Source organism: Streptomyces sp. NPDC006516 (assembly GCF_040611875.1).
GTDB lineage: Bacteria > Actinomycetota > Actinomycetes > Streptomycetales > Streptomycetaceae > Streptomyces.
The window spans coordinates 130,093-146,875 of the sequence record NZ_JBEXPD010000002.1; the positions used below are offsets into that span (position 1 = coordinate 130,093).

Annotated in this window: 15 protein-coding genes, 1 pseudogene and 1 riboswitch; of the genes and pseudogenes, 8 read left to right on the top strand and 8 right to left on the bottom strand. The window is 71.0% G+C overall.

The genetic code is table 11. From position 1 onward, the window contains the following. The first annotated feature begins 37 nt into the window (after positions 1-37). Positions 38-1,498, top strand: coding sequence for a M1 family metallopeptidase (locus tag ABZY45_RS06635; protein ID WP_356736857.1), 1,461 nt, complete (start codon positions 38-40; stop codon positions 1,496-1,498). Positions 1,499-1,516: 18 nt separating this feature from the next. On the opposite strand, the pseudogene ABZY45_RS06640 reads toward ABZY45_RS06635, so the two are convergent. Both ABZY45_RS06640 and ABZY45_RS06645 read right to left on the bottom strand, forming a co-directional pair. After that, positions 1,517-1,693, bottom strand: a pseudogene (locus ABZY45_RS06640) (M4 family metallopeptidase); the annotation flags it as partial. A gap of 113 nt (positions 1,694-1,806) precedes the next feature. After that, on the bottom strand, positions 1,807-2,382 hold the full coding sequence (locus ABZY45_RS06645) for a TerD family protein (protein ID WP_103516378.1): 576 nt from the start codon (positions 2,380-2,382) through the stop codon (positions 1,807-1,809). A gap of 172 nt (positions 2,383-2,554) precedes the next feature. Here ABZY45_RS06645 and arfB point away from each other — a divergent pair, with 172 nt between their 5' ends. Then, positions 2,555-2,989: an alternative ribosome rescue aminoacyl-tRNA hydrolase ArfB gene (gene arfB / locus ABZY45_RS06650; protein ID WP_069171362.1), complete on the top strand. Its 435-nt coding sequence runs from the start codon at positions 2,555-2,557 to the stop codon at positions 2,987-2,989. Between the two features lie 51 nt (positions 2,990-3,040). Here arfB and ABZY45_RS06655 read toward each other — a convergent pair whose 3' ends face one another. Continuing rightward, on the bottom strand, positions 3,041-3,547 hold the full coding sequence (locus ABZY45_RS06655) for a flavin reductase family protein (protein ID WP_356736860.1): 507 nt from the start codon (positions 3,545-3,547) through the stop codon (positions 3,041-3,043). A gap of 345 nt (positions 3,548-3,892) precedes the next feature. Between ABZY45_RS06655 and cdgB the strand changes: the two genes are divergently transcribed. Continuing rightward, positions 3,893-5,542: a diguanylate cyclase CdgB gene (gene cdgB / locus ABZY45_RS06660; protein ID WP_356736862.1), complete on the top strand. Its 1,650-nt coding sequence runs from the start codon at positions 3,893-3,895 to the stop codon at positions 5,540-5,542. Positions 5,543-5,674: 132 nt separating this feature from the next. Next, complete coding sequence (locus tag ABZY45_RS06665) at positions 5,675-6,673, top strand: carbohydrate-binding protein (RefSeq protein WP_356736864.1); 999 nt, start codon at positions 5,675-5,677, stop codon at positions 6,671-6,673. A gap of 77 nt (positions 6,674-6,750) precedes the next feature. Here the strand turns inward: ABZY45_RS06665 and ABZY45_RS06670 are convergent, their stop codons facing one another. The 3 genes from ABZY45_RS06670 to ABZY45_RS06680 all read right to left on the bottom strand — a co-directional run bounded on the left by ABZY45_RS06670 (position 6,751) and on the right by ABZY45_RS06680 (position 9,935). After that, positions 6,751-7,683: a 1-phosphofructokinase family hexose kinase gene (locus tag ABZY45_RS06670; protein WP_356736866.1), complete on the bottom strand. Its 933-nt coding sequence runs from the start codon at positions 7,681-7,683 to the stop codon at positions 6,751-6,753. A 165-nt stretch (positions 7,684-7,848) separates the two neighbouring features. Next, positions 7,849-9,003 (bottom strand): N-acetylglucosamine-6-phosphate deacetylase, encoded by a 1,155-nt coding sequence (nagA, locus tag ABZY45_RS06675; protein ID WP_356736868.1) that lies wholly within the window; start codon positions 9,001-9,003, stop codon positions 7,849-7,851. Then, positions 9,003-9,935, bottom strand: coding sequence for an ROK family protein (locus ABZY45_RS06680; RefSeq protein ID WP_356736870.1), 933 nt, complete (start codon positions 9,933-9,935; stop codon positions 9,003-9,005). The genes nagA and ABZY45_RS06680 overlap by 1 nt, the downstream gene beginning before the upstream one ends. Before the next feature lie 194 nt (positions 9,936-10,129). Between ABZY45_RS06680 and ABZY45_RS06685 the strand changes: the two genes are divergently transcribed. From ABZY45_RS06685 to otsB, 3 genes are all read left to right on the top strand, one after another. Beyond that, positions 10,130-11,395 (top strand): extracellular solute-binding protein, encoded by a 1,266-nt coding sequence (locus ABZY45_RS06685; RefSeq protein WP_356736872.1) that lies wholly within the window; start codon positions 10,130-10,132, stop codon positions 11,393-11,395. A gap of 14 nt (positions 11,396-11,409) precedes the next feature. Further along, positions 11,410-11,706, top strand: a complete 297-nt coding sequence (locus ABZY45_RS06690; RefSeq protein ID WP_356736874.1) for a DUF3263 domain-containing protein — start codon at positions 11,410-11,412, stop codon at positions 11,704-11,706. Positions 11,707-11,778: 72 nt separating this feature from the next. Then, complete coding sequence (gene otsB / locus ABZY45_RS06695) at positions 11,779-12,642, top strand: trehalose-phosphatase (protein ID WP_356736876.1); 864 nt, start codon at positions 11,779-11,781, stop codon at positions 12,640-12,642. Positions 12,643-12,767: 125 nt separating this feature from the next. On the opposite strand, the gene ABZY45_RS06700 is transcribed toward otsB, so the two are convergent. Both ABZY45_RS06700 and ABZY45_RS06705 read right to left on the bottom strand, forming a co-directional pair. Then, positions 12,768-14,144, bottom strand: coding sequence for a trehalose-6-phosphate synthase (locus tag ABZY45_RS06700; protein WP_356736878.1), 1,377 nt, complete (start codon positions 14,142-14,144; stop codon positions 12,768-12,770). Between the two features lie 70 nt (positions 14,145-14,214). Next, positions 14,215-15,165, bottom strand: coding sequence for a glucosyl-3-phosphoglycerate synthase (locus ABZY45_RS06705; RefSeq protein WP_356738689.1), 951 nt, complete (start codon positions 15,163-15,165; stop codon positions 14,215-14,217). Between the two features lie 154 nt (positions 15,166-15,319). Further along, positions 15,320-15,447, top strand: a riboswitch (SAM riboswitch). 18 nt (positions 15,448-15,465) lie between these two features. Between ABZY45_RS06705 and thrC the strand changes: the two genes are divergently transcribed. After that, entirely contained in the window at positions 15,466-16,764 is a 1,299-nt protein-coding gene (gene thrC, locus ABZY45_RS06710; protein ID WP_356736880.1) for a threonine synthase, read from the top strand. Positions 16,765-16,783: the final 19 nt, after the last annotated feature.

A 16,783-nucleotide genomic window follows, 5' to 3' on the forward strand; every position in this document is an offset into this window, starting at 1 on the left:
GCGGCCCGCGCCTCGGCGCGTATCTAGGATCGGCGGGGTGGACCCACGATCGGCGGCTCGCCGCTCCGCGCCCTGCGCCGCCCTGCTGCTGGCCCTGATCACCCTCGCCGCCGGCTGCACGCCCGGCCGGGGCGGGGTCGTGGGAACTCCGGGCGCGGCGGGAGTGCGTGATCCGTACTTCCCGCGCCTCGGCAACGGCGGTTACGACGTCTCGCACTACGACCTGGACCTCCGCGTCGACGGCGCGTCAGGGCATCCGGGTGCGGGGCATTCGAGTGCGGGGCATCCGCGCGCAGGGCGTCTGAGCGGCACCGCCGTGATCACCGCGCGCGCCACACAGGACCTCAGCGCGTTCAATCTGGACCTCTCCGGGATGGAGGTTCGTTCGGTGACGGTCGAGGGGCGGCCGGCCGCAGTGAACCGGGCGGGTTCGGAGCTGACGCTGCGTCCCGACGCCCCGGTCGCGGACCGGCTCCGTGCGGGACGGACCTTCCGCACGGTGGTCCGCTACGACGGCGTGCCCCGTACCGTCACCGATGCGGACGGCTCCGAGGAGGGCTGGCTGAGGACCGCGCACGGCACGGTCGCGCTCGGGCAACCCGCCGGGTCGATGGTCTGGTTCCCCGGCAACCACCACCCGAGCGACAAGGCCTCCTACGACGTGCGGATCACGGTGCCCGAGGGGCGGAGTGCCGTGTCCAACGGTGAGCTGACGTCCCGTCGTACGGCAGAGGGCCGTACCACCTTCCACTGGCGGGTGCGCGAACCGATGGCGAGCTCGTTCGCGACCGTCGCGGTCGGGCCGTACGGCGTGCGGCGCACCGCCACCGCCGACGGCCTGCCGGTGGTCACAGCGGCCGACCCGGAGGTGGCCGGGGCGACAGCGGCGCTTCCGGCCCGGATCTCCGAGGTCGTCGCCTGGGGGGTGAGGCACTTCGGCCCGTACCCCTTCTCGTCGGCCGGGGCGATCGTGGGCGTGCCGGGCGACGCGGGATATGCGCTGGAGACCCAGAACAGGCCGTTCTTCCCCGGCCCGCCGGACAGCGCGCTGCTCGTCCATGAGCTGGCCCACCAGTGGTTCGGCGATTCCGTCACGCCCCGGACCTGGCGGGACATGTGGCTCAGCGAGGGCTTCGCCACGTACGCGGAGTGGCTCTGGAGCGCGGAGCACGACGGGGTGCCCGTCGCGGAGAGCTTCGCGGAGGCGTACGCGGACGAGGCGAACTGGGACTTTCCCGCAGCGCGCCCGCCCGGCCCCGCCGACCTGTCCCGGCCTCCGGTGTACGGCAGGGGTGCGATGGTGGTCCACCGGATCCGGCAGGAGATGGGCGACGACGAGGCGTTCTTCGCCCTCGTCAGGGGCTGGCTGCGGGCGCACCGGCACGGCAACGCCTCGACCGACGACTTCACCGCCTTCGTGGAGGAGGAGTCCGGTCTGGATCTGACGGAGCTGTGGGACACCTGGCTGAACGGCGGGAGCCGGCCCGCCCGAGGCTGACCGGCTCCCCCGTCGGGGTTACTTGACGTTGACGCCCGTCCAGGCGGCGCCGACCGCCGCGAGTTCGGTGCTGCCGGCGCCGAACAGGTCGGTGGCCGCCTTCTCGGTCGCGACGCGTGCTCCGGTGTAGTCGGTGCTCGACGTCATGTAGACCGACAGGGCCTTGTACCAGATCTGCCAGGCCTTCTGGCGGCCTGACCAGTTCTTGTCCGGCTGTGGTTCATCCGTGTCCGCTATGTGGTGCGGACGTGCGGGAGCCCCCGGCCGACCGAGGTCGGACAGGGGCTCCCGGAGGACGAGCCGTTACGTCAGAGGTTGACGCCGAAGTCCTGGGCGATGCCGCGCAGGCCCGAGGCGTAACCCTGGCCGACCGCGCGGAACTTCCACTCGGCGCCGTTGCGGTAGAGCTCGCCGAAGACCATGGCGGTCTCGGTGGCGGCGTCCTCGCTGAGGTCGTAGCGGGCGATCTCGGTGCCGCCGGCCTGGTTGATGATGCGGATGAAGGCGTTCCGCACCTGGCCGAAGTTCTGGCTGCGCGCCTCGGCGTCGTAGATCGAGACCGGGAAGACGATCTTGTCGATGTCCGCCGGGAGACCCGCCAGGTTGACGTTGATCTGCTCGTCGTCGCCCTCGCCCTGGCCCGTGACGTTGTCACCGGTGTGGACGATGGTCTGGTCCGGGGTCGCCTTGTTGTTGAAGAAGACGAAGTGTCCGTCGGAGTAGACCTTGCCGGCGTTGTTGACCGCGATCGCCGAGGCGTCGAGGTCGAAGTCGGTGCCGGTGGTGGTGCGGACGTCCCAGCCGAGGCCGACCGTGACGGCGGTCAGGCCCGGGGCCTCCTTGGTGAGCGAGACGTTGCCGCCCTTGGACAGGCTTACAGCCATGGGAAGTCCCTTTCCTCGTCATGTGCGGGCTTCGTGCCATCACGAAAGCTACCGTCACCCGTCCTAACGCAGACAAGAGACCACGAGGTTCCTGCTCGCTTTACTTTCTTTGCCGAACTTCTGGCCGAACGCTCGCAAAACAAGGTGACGAACCGGCTGGGGGCCGGGGAACATGGGTGTCATGTCCGGGCCCTATGTCATCCGCGGTTCGGTCTCCCTGCCGGAGGCCGAGCTCATGTGGCGTTTCTCGCGGTCCTCGGGGCCCGGCGGGCAGCACGTCAACACCAGCGACTCGCAGGTGGAGCTCCGGTTCGACCTCGCGGCGACCGAAGCCCTCCCCGAGGTGTGGAAGGCACGGGCGCTGGAGCGGCTGGCGGGCCGGCTGGTCGGCGGGGTGGTGTCCGTACGGGCGTCCGAGCACCGCTCGCAGTGGCGCAACCGGGAGACGGCCGCCGTTCGGCTGGCCGCACTCCTGGCCGAGGCGACTGCGCCGCCGCCCAAGCCGCGGCTCAAGAAGAAGATCCCGCGCGGGATCAACGAGCGGCGGCTGCGCGAGAAGAAGCAGCGCGGCGACACCAAGCGGGGACGCTCCGGCCGCGACTGGTAGCCGGCGAGGACTCCCCGTCGGCGGGCGGCCCGCGGACCGCGCGGGAGTGGCTCAGCCCAGCTGCCGGTAGCGCCCCTTGAAGTACGTCAGCGGCTCCCCGTCCGCGCTCGGCAGGGACGCCGTAAGCACCCGGCCGATCACCAGCGTGTGGTCACCGGCCAGGACGCGCTGTTCGGTACGGCACTCCAGGGTGGCCAGCGCTCCGCCCATCAGGGGCGCTCCCGTGACCTCGCCCCGTATGCAGGGGAGGTCCTGGAACAGCAGCCGGTCGCTGATCCGGCCCTTCATGGCGAACCGTCCGGCGACCTGCCGCTGGTTCTCCGCCAGCACCGACACCGCCCACAAGGGCTGTTCGGACAGCAGGTCGTCCATCCGTGAGTCGTTGCGCAGGCTCACCATGACCAGGGGCGGATCGAGGGAGACCGACACGAAGGCGGTGGCCGTCATCCCGACGTCCTCGCCGCGGCCGTGCTCGTCGAGTGGTGGCTCCTCCGCGGTGACCAGCACCACACCCGCGGCCAGGCGTGACAGGGCGGCACGGAATTCGTCGTTGCTCACCCCTTCAGGATGGGGGACGGCTTCGGGGCGCGGGGAGGGAGGAGTCTTCTGCAGCACATGGGCACGCTAGTGCCGCCGGTCGCGCCGACGCATCGGGCAGAGGGACCAGCCGGGTCCTAGGACTCCGGAACGACTGTGCCGATTTGCGTTCGGTAAATAACAGGAGTTGCGGGACAGGGCTCGTGAAGCCTTCACCATCTGTTGTGACATGAGTCACAGAGAGCAATATTTGTTGACCCTGTGTACCGGGTGCACAGCTCACTGTGATTCAGTGGCCGGGACAGTGCAACAAGTACGTCGATATGAAACCTGGAGTTGCTGTCGAGGTCTCAGGGAGTGCGAGCAATGGAGGCCGAGTCGGAGCCGTACGTCCGCCTTGCGACGATGCGGCAGCTGCACAAGGCTGTCGCTGATCTCAACACGGCGCGGAGCCTGGCGGACACGCTTCAGTCCGTGGCCGACGGCATCGTCACCGGTCTCGGATACGAACTGGGCTGCGTCAATCTCGTGCGCCCCGACGGCGATCTCGTCGTCGCCGCTTTCGCCGGCAACCCCGCCGCGGAATCCCTGATCACCGGCCGTGTCGGCTCGCGTGAGTCCTGGGAGCGCAGGCTCTCGATGGGGGAGGCCTGGGACGAGCTCCGGTTCATACCCCACACCGAGGGCTGGGTCCTCCTCGACGACGACGTACCGCAGTGGCACACCGACGGGCCGGAGCCCCGCTTCGAGGACGAGTGGCACCCGCTGGACCGCCTCTACGCCCCGATGTACGCCTCCGGCGGAGGTCTGGACCTCCTGGGTGTCATCTCGGTCGACCGGCCCCGCAACGGCCGCCGCCCCGGCGCCTGGGGCCGTGAGGCCCTCCAGATGTACGCCTCCCAGGCTGCGATTGCGATCAGTAACGCCCGGCTCCGAGCAAACATGCAGCGCGCGCTGGTCCGGCTGGAGCGCGAACAGCAGGCGCTGAGGGCCAGCGAGGAATCCTTCCGCCAGGCCTTCGAGTACGCCCCCAGCGGCATGGCCATCGCCGAAATGGGCGGTGACCAGCACGGCAGGCTGCTGCGCACCAACGACGCCCTCTGCCGGCTCCTGGGCCGCCCCGCCTCCGTCCTGCGCCGCTACTCCTTCGCCGATCTCGTGCACCCGGAGGACATCGGCACCCTGCTGCGCACCTCGGCCGAGGGCGGCCGGGCCGAGCTGCGGCTCGCGCGCAGGGACGGAACGTATCTCTGGGTCTCGCTGCGCAACTCCGTCGTCGCCGACACCACCGACGGCCCGCGTTTCCTGCTCACCCACGTCGAGGACATCGAGGAGCGCAAGCGCAACGAGCTCCATCTCGCGCACCGCGCCTCGCACGACGCGCTCACCGGTCTGCCCAACAGCGCGGAGCTCCGTTCCCGGCTCGGCGCACGGCTCTGTGAGAGGCCTCACTCCGTCACGTCCAGTGCGATCGAGGCACTGGATGCCGCCTATGGAGACGTGGACACCGTGCACGGCTACCGGGCGGACGGCTACGAGGGCGAAGCGGTGCCGGGCGTCGGTCCGTACGACCACCACGTGCACGTCGTGGCGCCCGACGCGGAGCGGGACGACGGCACCAAGGGGCTGGCGGTGCTGTTCTGCGACCTGGACGGCTTCAAGTCCATCAACGACCGCTTCGGGCACCACGCGGGTGACGCGGTTCTCATCGAGGTCGCGCGCCGGCTGACGACCTGCGTACGGGACGGGGACACCGTCGCGCGGCTCGGGGGTGACGAATTCGTCGTCCTCGCGGACGGCCTCGGGGCGGCAGATGCCGCAGATCTGGCCGTACGCTTGCGTAACGCCATCATTCCGCCCATCCGGGTGGACGGCCGGGCGGTCAGGGTCGGGGCGAGTTTCGGTATCGGCTGGGCCGAGTGCGGCATGACCGAGGAAGAGGTCCTGCACTCCGCCGACCAGCGGATGTACGTGGAAAAGCGGTCCCGGTCGAAGGTTCACCGCCGAGCCGGCTGACGTTCACGCCCCGGCTGTTCCCGTATCCCGCCGGGTTTCCCGGGGGGCCGAGTGCAATTCGACGCGTGCTCCGTTCGGGGTAGGCTCGGCCGGTCGGCGACGGCTGGCGACATGGTGAGGAGTGACCCAGGGATGACGGCCGGGAACAACGGCGCGAGCAAGCCCGAGGACGACGATCCGTTCGGCTATCTGTACGCGGACGGGCAGGCGGCGGGCGCACAGCCCCCCGGGCAGGGCGGCTACGGCTACCCGGGTCCGGCAGCTCAGCCCGGCGTGCCCAGAACGTCGTACAACCAGGTGCGGACGGTCGGCGAGCGCCAGTACGGACAGGTCCCGCCGCAGCAGGCGTACGGCCAGCAGGCTCCGCCGCAGTACGGTCAGCAGCCCCAGCAGTACGGTCGGCCGAACCCGCAGTACGCGGCCCCGGAGACCTATCCGGGCGGTGCGCCGACCGCGCAGTCCGGCTCCGTGGGATACGGCGGCGGCAGGGGCTCCGGTTCCGGCCGTGGTGGTCCCAACACCAAGGCGCTGCTGATCGCGGCCGTCGCCGTGGTCGCGGTGGTGCTCATCGGTATCGGCGCCGCGCTGATGACGGGCGACGACAGCGAGGGCAAGAAGGACGAGGCCGGCTCGTCGGCGGGTCCCGCCGACGAGGTCGAGGAGTCCCCGAAGCCGGAGAAGTCCGCCGACGCGTCCCAGGAGCCCGTGGACCTGCCCGAGCAGGACGCCGCGACGCTGACGCTCGGGGGCACGGCCTCGCTGGACAACACCGTCAAGGGTGCCAAGAGCGCCAACGGTCAGTACATCAGCCTCAACGAGGTCGGCCGGTCGGCCACCTGGACGGTCGATGTGCCCAAGGACGGCGCGTACACGCTGTTCGTGACGTACGGCGTGCCGGGCAAGGACGCGAAGACGTCGCTGACGGTCAACGACCAGGACCCCCGCTCCATCAACATGAAGAACTTCGCGCAGGCCGCGGAGGGCGACCTGGAGAAGGGCTGGACGCGGACGTACGCCTGGGTCGAGCTGAAGAAGGGGTCGAACTCGCTGATGCTGTCGTGCAACGAGGGCGACTCGTGTGACGCCAATCTCGACCAGCTGTCGCTGAAGTCGGGCCACGTCAAGGACTGACCCACCACCGCTGAATCCAGCACCGCCGTCGTCCCGGCCTCGCCCAGCGAGCCGGGACGCGGTGTTTCCCGGGTCGTTCAGGCGGCCGGGGTGTGCTCTTCGACGGCGACCCGGTTCAGCAGGTCCTCGTAGGCGGCACGGTCGAACTCCCCGGCCGCCGGGGCCAGTACGGTCGCCGTCGACAGGGCCACCGCACGGACCAGCCGGTCCCGCCAGCCCAGTCCCTCGGTGAGGGCGGAGAGCAGTCCGGCCACGGCGGAGTCCCCCGCTCCCGTCGGGTTGCCCCGCACGGCGGAGGGCGGTGCCGCGCGCCAGATGCCCTCCGGGGTGACGGCGAGGAGCCCTTCCGCTCCCAGCGAGGCCACGACGCTGTGCGCGCCGCGGCGACGGGCGTCACGGGTGGCGCGCAGGGGCTCGCGGGCGCCGGTGAGTGCGGCGAGTTCCTCGGCGTTCGGCTTGACGAGGTCGGGGCGGGCGGCGATGCCGCGGCGCAGGGGTTCGCCACCGGTGTCCAGGAGCACGGGCACACCGGCGGAGCGGGCGAGCCGGATCAGTTCCGCGTACGCGCCGACGTGGATGCCGGGCGGCAGGCTGCCGCACAGGGCTACGGCCTCGGCCCCGGGGAGGAGTTCCCCGTACGTCCGCAGGAAGGCCGCCCACTCGTCGGCGGTTATGTGCGGGCCGGGCTCGTTGAGCTGCGTCGTGTCGCCGGTGGACCGGTCGACGACGGCGAGGGTGCGGCGGGTGTTTCCGGCGACGGGGACGAGGGCGTCGGCGGGGCCGTGGGGGAGCGCGCCGAGCAGCTGGCGCAGGAGGGCTCCGGTGGCGCCACCCGCGAAGCCGGTGACGACGGTGTCGTGGCCGAGCGCGGCGAGCACCCGGGCCACGTTGACGCCCTTGCCGCCGGGGCGTTCGGTCACCGCGGTGACGCGGTGACCGGTGTGCGGGACGAGGGCGGGGACGGCGTAGGTCAGGTCGAGTGCCGTGTTCAGCGTGACGGTCAGTATCACCTGTACCGGCCCCCGGTTCCTTGGTAGTCCGCTCCCGCGCGCCGTCTCCCTGCGGCACTGCCTTGGTGATCATGCCAAAGAGGCGGCGGCCCTCCCAGGGGTCCGGGACAACCGCCGTCTCTTCGTTACGTGTTCAACAGCCGGCCGGGCGCGCGTGGCGGGCCGTCAGCCGAGGTGGGGTTCCACGACCCACTCGCCGCGGCGCATGACGCCCTTGAGCGTGAAGTCCGCGTCCAGGACGACGAGGTCGGCGTCCTTGCCCGGGTCCAGCGAGCCGACCCTGTCGTACAGGCCGAGGAGCCGGGCCGGGTTCGCGGAGATGGAGCGTACGACGTCCTCGACGGGGATCTTGTCGATCGTCACGGCCCGGCGGAAAGCGGTGTCCAGGGTGAGGGTGGAGCCTGCGATCGACCCGCCCTCGACGAGGCGTGCGACGCCCTCCTTGACCTCGACGGCCAGGGGTCCGAGCTCGTAGTGGCCGTCACCCGCTCCGGCCGCGTCCATGGCGTCCGTGATCAGCGCGACCCGGTCGGCGCCCGCGTGGTGGTAGGCGAGCTCCAGGGCGGCGGGGTGCAGGTGGGTGCCGTCGTTGATCAGCTCGACGGTGACCCGCTCGTCCTCCAGGAGGGCCGCGATCGGTCCGGGGGCGCGGTGGCCGAGGGCGGGCATCGCGTTGAAGAGGTGTGTGGCGACGGTCGCGCCCGCCTCGATCGCCTCGACGGTCTGCTCGTACGTCGCGTCCGTGTGGCCGACGGCGGCGATCACCCCGTGCTCGGCGAGCAGCCGTACCGACTCGATGCCGCCGGGGAGTTCGGTGGCGAGGGTGACCATCTTCGCGGTGCCGCGTGCCGCGTCGAGGAGCTTGCGGACCTCGGCGGGGTCGGGGTCGCGGAGCAGCCCCTCGCTGTGGGCCCCCTTGCGGCACGGGGAGATGAAGGGGCCCTCGAAGTGGATCCCGGCGAGCTCGCCCTGCTCGACCAGCTCGGAGAGCAGGCCGGCCTGGCGGGCCAGGAAGTCCATGTCGCCGGTGACGGTGGAGGCGACGACGGTCGTCGTGCCGTGCTCGCGGTGGGCCCGCGCGCCGGTGAGGACGTCGTCGGCGGTGCCGGTGGCGAAGGAGGCGCCGCCGCCTCCGTGGTTGTGGATGTCCACGAAGCCGGGGACCACCCAGTGGCCCGTCAGGTCGAGCGTCCGGGCGCCGTCCGTCGTGCTGCCGGCGATCCGGTCGCCCTCGACGATCACCCGGCCGTTCTCGACGGTCCCGGTCGGAAGCACCACCCGGGCACCTGCGAGAACTGTGCTGTCTGCGCGTCCGGCCATCAGGCGGATACCTCCGTGGAGAGTAGATCCCAGGCGAGCAGCCCTGCGCCCAGGCATCCGGCGGTGTCCCCGAGGGCCGCCGGGACGATGTGAGGCAGCTTCTGGAACGTGACCCGTTCCTCTACGGCCGCACGCAGTGGTGTGAACAAGGTTTCCCCTGCCTCGGCGAGACCGCCACCGATGATGAGCGTGCGGGGGTCCAGCAGGGTGAGCGCGGTGACCAGCCCTGCGGCCAGTGCCCCGACGGCGTCCTGCCACACGCGCAGTGCGGCGGGGTCGCCCGAGACCACGGCCTTCGCACAGTCCGCGGCGTCCGCCTCGGGGTCGCCCGACGCGGCGGCCCAGGCCCGGGACACGGCGGCGGCCGAGGCGAGCGTCTCCAGACAGCCGCGCTGTCCGCACCCGCAGTCCGGGCCGTCCGGCCTGACCACGATGTGGCCGATCTCGCCGGCGTAACCGTGAGCACCCGCCTCGATGGTGCCCGCGATGCCGATGGCGCCTGCGATCCCTGTGCCCAGCGGCACGAAGAGGAAGCGGTCCGCGCCCTTGCCCGCGCCGATCCGTCCCTCGGCGAGCCCGCCCGTGCGGACGTCGTGGCCGAGCGCGACGGGTATGCCGCCGAGCCGTTCGCCGATCAGCTCGCGCAGCGGGACGTCGCTCCAGCCCAGGTTGGCGGCGTAGACGGCGATTCCGCGTTCCGCGTCGACGATGCCGGGCACGGCGACTCCGGCGGCTGCCGCGCCTTCTCCCAGGTGCTCCGTGCCGTATGCGTGCAGGTCGGCGGCGAAGTCGAGGATCGTCTCCACGACGGCAGCCGCCCCGCGCTCCCTGCCGGTGGCCCGGCGCGCCTCGTGGAGCAGCGTTCCGTCGGCCCCGACCAGTGCGGCCTTCATCCCTGTGCCGCCCACATCGAGGGCGATGACGTGTCTCACGGGAGACAGTTTCGCCCGCCGACCCCTAAAAGGTCTAGTCCACTATCGCGGTTTGTTGACCACCCATACAAAACGGCCCTGCTAGATTGCCGGACGGATGCACCGGTGGTGTAGACCTCCGTGGGTGAACGCGGGGCGGAACGTGGCTCCGTCGCCCGGCGACGGCAGTCGGCAGATGTAGGGATGGACGGGCTGTGCAGCGGCGCTTTGTGGGACTGACCGCGGTGGTGGCCGCACTCGGATTGACGGCAACGTTGTCAGGGTGCGGGACGGACACCGGAGGTGGGGACGTCACTCTGAAGCTGGTCGCGGCGGACTACGGAAGCGACGCCGAGAGCAGCTCCGAGAAGTACTGGGACGACGTCGCCGGGAAGTTCGAGAAGGAGAACCCCGGCATCAAGGTGGACGTGAGCGTCTACTCCTGGAAGGACGTCGACCGCGAGGTCGCCGAGATGGTGAAGGCGGGCAACGCTCCCGACATCGCTCAGATCGGGGCGTACGCCGACTACGCGGCGGCAGGCAAGCTCTACACCTCCGACGAGATGATCGCCATCCGGACGGGGTCCAACTTCCTGCCTTCCCTGACCGCCGCGGGTGAGGTCGACGGCAACCTCTACGGCCTGCCGTTCGTGGCCAGCACCCGGCTGCTCTTCTACAACAAGGGGCTCTTCGCCAAGGCGGGCCTCGGGGCGCCGCAGACCTGGGACGACATCGAGAGCGACGCAGCCGCGCTGGACCGGAAGGGCGTGACCTACCCCTTCGCCCTGCCGCTCGGCCAGGAGGAGTCCCAGGCCGAGACCCTGATGTGGATGCTCAGCGGGGGCGGCAACTACACCGACGAGGTCGGCAACTACGACATCGACTCGGCGGCCAACATCGCCACGTTCCAGTGGCTGAAGGACCACCTCGTCGGCAAGGGGCTCACCGGCCCCGTCGCACCGGGGAAGCTCGACCGGGCGAAGGCGTTCGAGGCGTTCACCGACGGAGAGGTCGGCATGCTGAACGGCCACCCGACGCTCATGCAGGAGGCCGAGAAGAAGGGCGTCCAGGTGGGCATGGTCCCGCTGCCCGGGATCGACGGGCCGACCAAGGGCTCGATGGGTGTGGCCGACTGGATGATGGGCTTCAAGCAGAACGGCCACCGGACCGAGATAGGCAAGTTCCTCGACTTCACCTACAAGGACGAGAACGTGCTGGCCTTCGCCGACCGGTACGACCTCCTGCCGGTGACCAGCAGCGCGTCCGCCGCGATGGAGGCCGACAGCAAGCACGCCTCGCTGCACGAGTTCCTTTCGGCACTGCCGAACTCCCAGCTCTACCCGTTCGGAAAGACGTCGTGGGCGCAGGCCAGCGAGACGATCAAGGAGAAGATCGGCTCCGCGGTCGAGCCCGGGGGCAGTCCCGAGGGCGTGCTCACGGAGATCGCGGCAGAGGCCCGGCAGGCGGACAGCACGAAGTAGGTAGGTTGGTTGATATGACCGCCCACCCCGACGACCCCGAAGAGCCCGGCCCCGCCGGGACCGATGCCGAGGTCCCCGATGCGCCTGCCCCGCTCTCCGGGCAGGAGCGCGCGGTGCTGGCGCTGGAGCGGCGCTCCTGGCCGGGCCCCGGCGCGAAGGAGCGGGCGGTCAGGGAGCAGCTGGGGATCTCGCCGGTGCGCTACTACCAGCTGCTCAACGCGCTCCTGGACGACCGCCGCGCGCTGGAGGAGGACCCGGTGACGGTGAACCGCCTCCGCCGCGTGCGGGACGCGCGACGCGGGCGCCGCTGAGCGGGGGCGGACGGCGCCGTAGCCCGGGGGGAAGCCGCGCGGCGCCGTGGACCGGCCGCTACGCTCACCCGCATGGGCAATCCGGCACATCCCCTCCCGACCCCGTCCACCCAGGCCGGCCGCGAAGGCCTCGCCGCACTCCTCGCCCGTCCCTCCCGCGCGGTGGTCGCGCTGGACTTCGACGGCACGCTCGCCGACATCGTCCCGGACCCGGAGCAGTCCCGTGCCCACCCGGACGTCGTCCCGGCTCTCTCCGCGCTCGCACCGCAGGTCGCCGGCGTCGCCGTGATCACCGGCCGTCCGGCCGGCACCGCCGTGCGGTTCGGCGGCTTCGCGGGTGCGCCGGGCCTGGATCACCTCGTCGTCCTCGGGCACTACGGTGCCGAACGCTGGGACGCCGTCACCGGGGCCGTCAGCGCCCCTGCTCCGCACCCCGGCGTCGAGGCCGTCCGGGCCGAGCTCCCCGCGGTGCTGGACGAGCGGGGCGCCGGGACGGACAGCGGCACCTGGGTCGAGGAGAAGGGCGGCAGGGCGGTGGCCGTGCACACCCGCCGCGCCGCCGACCCCCAGGCCGCCTTCGAATCCCTGCGCACCCCGCTGGCCGACCTGGCCGCCCGTCACGGCCTGATCGTCGAACCGGGCCGCCTGGTCCTGGAGCTGCGCCCCCCGGGCGTGGACAAGGGCGTGGCGTTGGAGGAGTACGTGAGGGCGGTGGGCGCCGAGACCGTGCTGTACGCAGGCGACGACCTCGGCGACCTCGCCGCCTACACCGCTGTGGAGAGGCTCCGCACCCAGGGCCTGGCCGGACTTCTCGTGTGCAGCGGCACCGAGGTACCCGAACTCGGCGACCGGGCCGACCTGTTGCTGTCCGGTCCCGCGGCGGTGGCGGATCTCCTGGGGAGCCTGGCCCGGCATCTCCGGCCGGATTCCGACTGATGTCCTGAACAGCGGGACGAGCCGACGCGGCGCGACGACGGGACGGGGTCGTCCCGTACGTCCGCCCGGCCCACGGGGAGCGGGGGCCGGGGAGGGCCGGCGGACGGGAAGCCGTTCGGGAGGCCCTATCCGCGCAGCGCGTCCAGCTGCTCCAGGAACCACCGCTGCGGAGGCAGCGCGGTCGAGGCGGCGGCGAGGCGCTTCGTGCGGGCGCTGCGCTCGTCGTGGTCCATCGTCAGCGCCTCGTGCAGGGCGGCGGCCGTCGCCGACACGTCGTACGGGTTGACGACGATCGCGTCGTCGCCGAGCTCCTCGTAGGCCCCCGCCTCACGGGACAGCACCAGTGCGCAGCCGTTGTCGGAGACGACGGGCACCTCCTTGGCGACGAGGTTCATGCCGTCTCGGATCGGGTTGACCAGGGCGACGTCCGCCAGCCGGTAGGCGGCCAGGGAGCGGGCGAAGTCGTCGTCGACGTGGAGCAGGACCGGGGTCCAGTCGGGCGTGCCGTACTCCGCGTTCACGGCGTCGGCGACCCGCTGCACCTCCGCCGTGTAGTCGCGGTAGACCGCGAGGTCCTGTCGGGAGGGGTAGGCGAAGGCGACGTGGACCACGCGTCCGCGCCATTCGGGCCGCTCCTCCAGCAGCGCCCGGTAGGCGTGCAGCCCCCGGACGATGTTCTTGGAGAGCTCGGTGCGGTCCACCCGCACGATCGTGCGCCGGTCCGCGCCCACCTGCTCCCGGAGGAGCTCCATGCGCTCGTCCACGTCAGCCTCGTGGGAGCGGCGGCGCAGGAAGTCGGCGTCGGCGCCGAGCCCGTGCGCCCCGATCCGGGTGCGGCCCGTGCCGCCGAGGATCTCCGTGCAGCAGCTGATGAAGGCGTCCGCCCAGCGCCGGGTCAGGAAGGCGGCCCGGTCGGCGCCCAGGATGCCCTTCAGCAACTGCTCGCCGATGTCGTCGGGCAGCAGCCGGAAGTAGTCGACGGGGGCCCAGGGGGTGTGCGAGAAGTGCCCGATCCGCAGGTCGGGGCGCAGCTCGCGCAGTATGCCGGGGACCAGCGAGAGGTGGTAGTCCTGCACCAGGACTGCGGCGCCCTCGGCCGCCTCGTCGGCGAGCGCCTCGGCGAAGGCCCGGTTGTACGTCTCGTAGGAGGCCCACTGCCGCCGGAACTCCGCGTCGAAGACGGGCTCCACAGGCGTCTGGTAGATCATGTGATGGACGAACCAGAGCACGGAGTTCGCGATGCCGTTGTACGCGTCGGCGTGGACCCCCGCGTCGATGTCGAGCATCCGGACGCCGGGTTCGGACACGCCGCGCCGGACGGCCTCGCGGTCACCGTCGCTGAGGGCGGCGCACACCCACAGCTTGTCGTCGACGGCGCTGAGGCCGGAGACGAGCCCGCCGCCGCCCCGCTTCGATTCGAGCGTGCCGTCCTCCCGCAGTGCGTACGACACGGGGCCGCGGTTGGACGCGACGAGTACCTGGGCAGCGTGCTCGGAGACCATGTACCCGAACCTAGCCCGTTCGGGAACCCTCCAAACGTGATGTGTGTGCGGAGTGGCTCACGAAGAACCGTTACGCCGCGTTGCGTGAGGCGTACTCCGCGATCTCCCGCATCGGCGGCCTCTCCTGCGTGTCCACCGCATGGGTGTGCGCGACGAATCCGCCGGGCCCCCGCTCGAACTGGGTGATCTCGGGCCGTACGAGGGGTCCACGGGAGAGCCGCTGCTGCGCCGTGCGGTAGATCGTGGCGGCCATCCTGCCGAGGGCCTGGCCGTCCTGGTGGCGGTGTTTGCGTACGCCGACGTCGACCTGGGCCAGTGCGTCCAGGCCCACCGTGTGCAGCGCGTCCACGAGCAGGCCCAGCTCCACTCCGTAACCGACCGGGAAGGGGAGCTGCTCCAGCAGTGAGCGCCGCACGGCGTATTCGCCGCCCAGCGGCTGGACGAAGCCGGACAGGCTCGGCCAGTGCAGGTTGAGCAGGGGGCGTGCCACCAGTTCAGTGACCCGGCCGCCCTGGCCTGCGGCTTCGCCGAGCGGGCGGTCGTACATCGCCTTGACGAAGTGCACCGTGGGGTCGGTCAGCAGGGGGCCGACGGTGCCGGAGACGAAGTCCGCCGAGAAGTCCTTGAGGTCGGCGTCGACGAAGCAGACGATCTCCCCGCTGGTCACCAGCAGTGACCGCCACAGCACTTCGCCCTTGCCGGGGACGGCGGGTATCCGGGGGAGTACGGAGTCCCGGTGCACGACCCGGGCGCCGGCCCGGCGGGCGGCATCGGCGGTGCCGTCGGTGGAACCGGAGTCGATCACCACCAGCTCGTCGACCAGCCGGACCTTCTCCATCAGCTCGCGCCGGATCTCCTCGACGATCGCGCCGACCGTCGCCTCCTCGTTCAGCGCGGGCAGGACGACGCTGACGCGGGAGCGGTGCGGATTGCTCGCCCGCGCCGCCGTGAGACGGTCGAGCGGGCGGTCGGCGGCGGACCAGGAACGCCTGGTCAGCCAACATTCCACCTCTTCCAGCACGGTCGGTACTCCCTGTATGTGATCCATCTCGCGGTTCGGACGACTACCTCGATCGTCCGGTGCTTCGGTTACAGTCTTGAACAACGCGGAGGACCCTCGCATCTCGGGGTCGGTCCGCGGATAAACGCCCGGACCCACTGGTCCGGTGCCATAGCGCTCATCCAGAGGGACTGAGGGAACGGCCCGTTGAAGTCCCGGCAACCCTCCTGCCGACCGCGAGGTCACGGTGGGGAAGGTGCCAATTCCGTCTTGTGGCGAAATACGCCGCGAGGAAGATGAGGAGAAAGGGCCTCCGCCATCATGGCCGTGCAGACAGTTGCAGCCGACATCAATTCTTCCGCCGTGGACCTCGGTCCCGCCGCCGCGCTTTCCTGCCGCGAATGCGGCGAGCGTTTCGAGCTCGGTCCGATTTTCGCCTGCGCGTCCTGTTTCGGGCCGCTCGAAGTGGCGTACGACCTGCCGAGCGGCTCCCCCGAAGAGCTGAAGAAGCGCATTGCCGAGGGTCCGAACAACATCTGGCGCTACGCGCCGCTGCTGCCCGTCCCCTCCGATGTCGCGGACAAGCCCAACATCAACCCCGGCTTCACGAAGCTGGTCAAGGCCGACAACCTCGCCCGCGAGCTGGGCGTGACCGGCGGTCTGTACGTCAAGGACGACTCCGGCAACCCGACGCACTCCTTCAAGGACCGTGTCGTCGCGATCGCCGTCGAGGCCGCCCGCGCCTTCGGTTTCACCACGCTCTCCTGCTCCTCCACCGGCAACCTCGCCGGTGCGGTGGGTGCCGCCGCGGCCCGCGCCGGCTTCCGCTCCTGCGTGTTCATCCCGCACGACCTGGAGCAGGGCAAGGTCGTCATGGCCGCGGTGTACGGCGGCGAACTGGTCGGCATCGAGGGCAATTACGACGACGTCAACCGCTTCTGCTCGGAACTCATCGGGGACCCCCTCGGCGAGGGCTGGGGCTTCGTCAACGTCAACCTGCGGCCGTACTACGGCGAGGGCTCCAAGACCCTGGCGTACGAGATCTGCGAGCAGCTCGGCTGGCAGCTGCCCGACCAGCTCGTCATCCCGATCGCGTCCGGCTCCCAGCTCACGAAGATCGACAAGGGTCTCCAGGAGCTGATCAAGCTCGGCCTCGTCGAGGACAAGCCGTACAAGATCTTCGGTGCCCAGGCCGAGGGCTGCTCCCCGGTCTCCACCGCCTTCAAGGCGGGCCACGACGTCGTCCGGCCCCAGAAGCCGAACACCATCGCCAAGTCGCTGGCGATCGGCAACCCGGCCGACGGCCCGTACGTCCTGGACATCGCCCGGCGCACCGGCGGCGCCGTGGAGGACGTGAACGACGAGCAGGTCGTGGACGCGATCAAGCTGCTGGCCCGCACCGAGGGCATCTTCGCGGAGACCGCGGGCGGGGTGACGGTCGGTGTGACGAAGAAGCTGATCGACGCCGGCCTGCTCGACCCGTCCCTCACCACCGTCGTCCTCAACACCGGTGACGGCCTGAAGACGCTCGACGCGGTCGCTCCCACGACCGGCCTGTCGGCGACGATCCGGCCCAGCCTGGACGCGTTCCGGGACGCCGGCCTCGCCGCCGCCAACTGACCACCCGAGACCGAAGGAA

Bases quoted from the DNA above. Each gene is read 5' to 3' on its own strand.
- ABZY45_RS06645 (WP_103516378.1), bottom strand. From the start codon at position 2,382: ATGGCTGTAAGCCTGTCCAAGGGCGGCAACGTCTCGCTCACCAAGGAG.
- arfB (WP_069171362.1), top strand. From the start codon at position 2,555: ATGGGTGTCATGTCCGGGCCCTATGTCATCCGCGGTTCGGTCTCCCTG.
- cdgB (WP_356736862.1), top strand. From the start codon at position 3,893: ATGGAGGCCGAGTCGGAGCCGTACGTCCGCCTTGCGACGATGCGGCAG.
- ABZY45_RS06665 (WP_356736864.1), top strand. From the start codon at position 5,675: ATGACGGCCGGGAACAACGGCGCGAGCAAGCCCGAGGACGACGATCCG.
- nagA (WP_356736868.1), bottom strand. From the start codon at position 9,003: ATGGCCGGACGCGCAGACAGCACAGTTCTCGCAGGTGCCCGGGTGGTG.
- ABZY45_RS06690 (WP_356736874.1), top strand. From the start codon at position 11,410: ATGACCGCCCACCCCGACGACCCCGAAGAGCCCGGCCCCGCCGGGACC.
- otsB (WP_356736876.1), top strand. From the start codon at position 11,779: ATGGGCAATCCGGCACATCCCCTCCCGACCCCGTCCACCCAGGCCGGC.
- ABZY45_RS06700 (WP_356736878.1), bottom strand. From the start codon at position 14,144: ATGGTCTCCGAGCACGCTGCCCAGGTACTCGTCGCGTCCAACCGCGGC.
- thrC (WP_356736880.1), top strand. From the start codon at position 15,466: ATGGCCGTGCAGACAGTTGCAGCCGACATCAATTCTTCCGCCGTGGAC.